Source organism: Protofrankia sp. Cr1, assembly GCF_963555865.1.
In the GTDB taxonomy this organism is placed as follows: Bacteria; Actinomycetota; Actinomycetes; order Frankiales; family Frankiaceae; genus Protofrankia.
In genome coordinates this window covers 1-4,539 of the sequence record NZ_CAUVXO010000426.1, presented here as the reverse complement: position 1 = coordinate 4,539, position 4,539 = coordinate 1, and the positions used below count along the sequence as shown (strand labels likewise).

Below are 4,539 nucleotides of genomic sequence, written 5' to 3'. Positions count from 1 at the left end.
ACTAGCAGCTCACGCAGCTGAGCCGCCTGCGGGGTGCGCACCGTGACGCGGTTGCCCCCGGCGCGGGCCACGAACTCCTCGACCGTGGTATCGGCGATCAGCCGCCCGCGGCCGACCACGACCAGCCGAGTCGCGGTCAGCGCCATCTCACTCATCAGATGCGAGGACACGAACACCGTGCGCCCTTCGGCGGCCAGCCCCTTGAGCAGATTCCGGACCCACAGCACCCCCTCCGGGTCCAGCCCGTTGACCGGCTCGTCGAGGACCACGACGCCGGGATCGCCCAGCAGCGCCGAGGCGATGCCCAGCCGCTGGCCCATCCCCAGCGAGAACCCACCGACCCTCTTGCTGGCCACCTCCCGTAGGCCGACCATGTCGATCACCTCGTCGACCCGCCGCCGGCTGACCCCGTTGGTCATCGCCAGTGCCAGCAGGTGGTTGCGGGCCGAGCGGCCGGTGTGCACGGCCTTGGCTTCCAGCAGGATCCCCAGCTCGGCCATCGGCGCCGACGCCGTCCGGTAATCGCGGCTGTTCACCCGTATCCGGCCGGTCGTGGGCTCGTCCAGGCCGGCGATCATCCGCATCGTGGTCGACTTCCCGGCCCCGTTCGGGCCTAGAAAACCGGTCACGATCCCCGGCTACACAACGAAATTCAGGCCGTCGACGGCCAGTTTCTCCCCGTATCGTTTGCTGACGTTCTCTACCTCGATCATCGTGCTGGCTTCCCTCGGTTCCGCCGGTCGCTCCGGCGTGGCCAACAGTAGGAGCCGCTGAGCCGAGGCGACGTCTCCCGACCGGCCAAAACCCCAGCTCGCCGGGTATGCCGCACGGCCTACCCCGACCCGTCTGATGGCGTACGGCACCATCACACCGAGACCGTGCCGCCAGCGTATTGTTGGCGCCACGATAGGTGATCGTCTCACCGGCAGGAGATTTCCCCACGGCGGGACTGGTCGCATCCGGCGGACACGTGGTCCCACGGCGGGCGACACCGACCAGCGCGGAGGGAAGGCGCATCTGTCGAAGTCGAAGACTAGGCGGTCGGCCCGGACAGGTGTCCTCGACTCCGACGCGGTGGAGGCACTGCGCCGCTGGCGTCGCCGGCAGGCTGCGCAGAAGCTCGCGATGGGTGCCGGTTGGATGGACTCCGGGTTGGTGTTCACGCAGGCGGACGGGTCAGCCTGGCATCCGGACACCGTGTCGAGCCGTTTTGAGACGCTGTCCCGGCACGCGAAACTTCCGAAGATCCCTATCAAGAATCTTCGGCATAGTAGTGCCACGCTCGGTCTGGAGTCCGGGGAAACCTTGAAAACGGCACCGGGTGGCATGAAATCGGTAAGGGATATATGACGGTGTCGCGCACAGCGCGACACCGTCCAGGGTTCCTCGTCTGAAGCCACCGCGCGTTTCTTTGCTGGTGTTCGTGACGCACTACAAGATTTAAAATTTAAAACAAGATCACCCTTGCAGGGTGTTATCGGGTCCCCGCCGGGTCGGCCACCACAGGGGTGCATGTCCGTAAGGGGTCGGCTACGGGCGTCGTGGCATGGTCTACCCTGTCGAGATCGGTTGGGGGGTCGATGTGGACGGTTCTGGGCGTGACGGCGTACCGCTGGTGGATCTTCGGATGTGGGGGAAAAGTAAGGGGCTACCGCGGCCGTACCCGTTGATCTGTCATCTGATCGATTCCGGTGCGGCCACCGAGGTGCTGTGGCGGGATGTACTGCCGCGCTCGGCAAGGCAGGTGATAGCCGACGGCATCGGTGTCTCCGTGGCCGACGCGGGCCGCCTGCTCGCCTTCTGGACGGCGCTGCATGACATCGGGAAGGTCATACCGGGCTTCCAGATGCAGGCCCGCGAGGCGTTCGCGGGGTTGTCGGGTTACTCGACGGACGGCGCCTGTCGGGACTTTGGTCATGACGGGGCGACGCATCTGTTCCTGGGCCGGGTGCTCGGCGAACTGGGCTACGTTTCCGGGCTGACCGGGGGTGCATCGGCAACCCGGGTCGCGCAGATCCTGGGTGGCCACCATGGCTGTTTCTACAAGGTCGAATCCCGGGAGTTCGACAGCCGCCTGGTATTTCCGCAGCTCGGCGCCGGGGAATGGGAGATCCAGCGGCGGGCTGTGCTCGACGCGGTGACGGGGGTGTTCGCTCCGCCGCCGGCACCGAAAGCTGTGGGGATCGAATCGGCGGCGCTGATCTGCGGTCTGGTGATCCTGGCTGACTGGCTGGTCAGCCAGGAGGGCTTCCTCACGGAACGCCTGGATGATCTCCCGGCCGGCGCGGACCTGCCGGCGTTGTGCCGCCACCGGACGCGTTCCGCGGAATACGCCGTTGGGCTGGTCGCAGACGCGGGCCTGGGACGGTTGGCGTTGCAGGGCGGATCGTTCGCGCAGGAGTTCCCCGACTACCCGCCCAACGCGCTGCAGCGCTCGGTCGCCGAGGGCCTGCCGCCGTTGCTGTCCGGCCCGGGGCTGTTGCTGGTGATGGCGCCGATGGGAATGGGGAAGACCGAGACCGCCCTGCATGCGGCCCGGTTGATGGGGGACGCGGCTGGTACGGCGGGTCTGTTCATGACGTTGCCGACGATGGCGACATCGGACCAGATGTACCAGCGGATACTGGCCTACGTTCGACGCCGGGCTGAGCCCGATGTGGATGCTGCTGTCGTGTTGCTCCATTCGATGGCCTGGTTGAACGCTGCCTACGCGTCCGAGCCCGGTGGGGGCGCGGTGGTCACCGGCGACGACGATCCGACCGGCACGGCGCGCACAGCCGCGACCACCTGGCTGCGGGGACGCAAGCGCGGTCTGCTCGCTCCGCTGGCGGTCGGCACGGTCGACCAGGCGCTGTTGACGGTCCTGCCGGTGCGACACAACGTGCTGCGGATGCTGGGCCTGGCCGGGAAGGTCCTCATCGTCGACGAGGTCCACGCCTACGACGCGTACATGCAATATCTGCTGGCCCGTCTGTTGACCTGGCTCGGCGCGTTGAAGGTCCCGGTGGTGCTGCTGTCGGCGACGCTGCCGAGTTCGGTCGCCGAGCGGCTCGTGCGTGCCTACCTGTACGGGGCGCGCGGCCGGCGACACAAGGCGCCGCTCGAGGTCGCCTACCCCGGCTGGGTATATGCCGACGCGAACAGCGCAACGGTGACGACCCGAACGTTTGACGTCCCGCCCCGACCGCCGCTTGCCCTCGACCTCGTCGACATCCCCGCCCGGGTGAAAGACTCCTCAGCTGCAGAGAAGTTGCTGGTGGATAACGGTGTGGATCGGTCGGCCGCGCTACGCAGGCTGCTGGCACCGCTCCTGCGTGATGGCGGTTGCGCGATGGTCGTGTGCACCACGGTCGCCGAGGCCCAGGACACGTTCACCGCCATCGCCGCATGGAAGGCGCAGGAGACCGCCGGTGCGCGAGGGAACGGGACAGACGATTCCGGGCCGGTACTGGAACTGCTGCATGCCCGGCTGCCTGCCCGCGAACGGGAGAAGCGGACGGTGTGGGTGACGGCGGCGTTCGGCCGCGAGGTCGAACATCGGCCTACCAGGGCGATTCTCGTCGCCACCCAAGTCGCCGAACAGTCCCTCGATCTTGACTTCGACCTGGTCATCAGTGACCTGGCCCCGGTCGCTCAACTGCTGCAGCGGGCCGGGCGCTGCCAGCGCCACCCGCAGGTGGACGAGGCTGACCTGCGGCCCGCATGGGCTGTTGAGGACCCACGGCTGGCGGTGCTTCTTCCCCGCGGGGAGGACGGCGAGCTGGTCCTCCCCGACCGGTGGACCGGCATCTACGACCGGTCCCTGCTGCGGCGCACCCACGACGTCCTCGTGAAGAAGGCCGCCAGCGGGGTCGAGATCCCCGGTGATGTGCAGCCGATGGTCGAGGAGGTCTACGACGAGACCTTCCACGAAAACCTGGTCGAGGATGAAATCAAGCGCCTCATGGAGGACGAGGCGCGCGTGGGCATCGCCGAGATGGTTGCGGTCAAGGCTCCGACGCAGCTTCGGGACCTCGAACCGTTGACGACGAAAGAGATCGACGAGGACCGGGTGTCCACCCGGCTCGGAGCGGAGTCGGTGCGAGTCGTTTGCTGCTACGTCGACGTAGACGGTGACCGCTGGCTTGATCCGGGCCGGACCAGGCGCCTTCCCGCGACCGGCGCCGGCCCGGCCGGCCGGTTCACGCTCGCCCAGGTCCAGGCCATTCTGGGGGAGAGCATCCCCCTGCGTGACGGCGACTGGAAACGTCGCGACCGCGACGTGACCGCGCCGCCGCCAGCTTGGTCGGACCACGCCACGCTGCGGGAGCTACTCCTGCTGCCCCACCAGCTTGGCGCCGACGGCACCGTCAGCCCCGTCGAGGTCGGCGGCCGTACCTTCCGTCTCGACTCCACACTCGGCCTTCTCGGGTGAAACGGCCGGCGGGGAAGTCGTGTTCTTCGTGACCTTGACGCAACCTCCGTTAGTCGTCCGGGGCAGGCCGCTGGCCATGCTGGTCACGGCGTCTGGGAGCGAGGCCGAATTCTGTCGGTGGTGGG

At 67.8% G+C, this 4,539-nt stretch carries 1 protein-coding gene and 1 pseudogene; one reads left to right on the top strand and one right to left on the bottom strand.

Features of this window, described 5'->3' with window-relative positions; genetic code table 11:
* Positions 1 to 713: pseudogene (locus U9980_RS22885) on the bottom strand (ABC transporter ATP-binding protein); the annotation flags it as partial.
* 833 nt (positions 714 to 1,546) lie between these two features.
* Between U9980_RS22885 and cas3 the strand changes: the two are divergent.
* The gene (gene cas3, locus U9980_RS22880) at positions 1,547 to 4,414 is read left to right on the top strand and encodes a CRISPR-associated helicase Cas3' (protein WP_322769826.1); all 2,868 of its coding nucleotides are present in this window, start codon (positions 1,547 to 1,549) and stop codon (positions 4,412 to 4,414) included.
* The last annotated feature ends 125 nt before the right edge of the window (positions 4,415 to 4,539 follow it).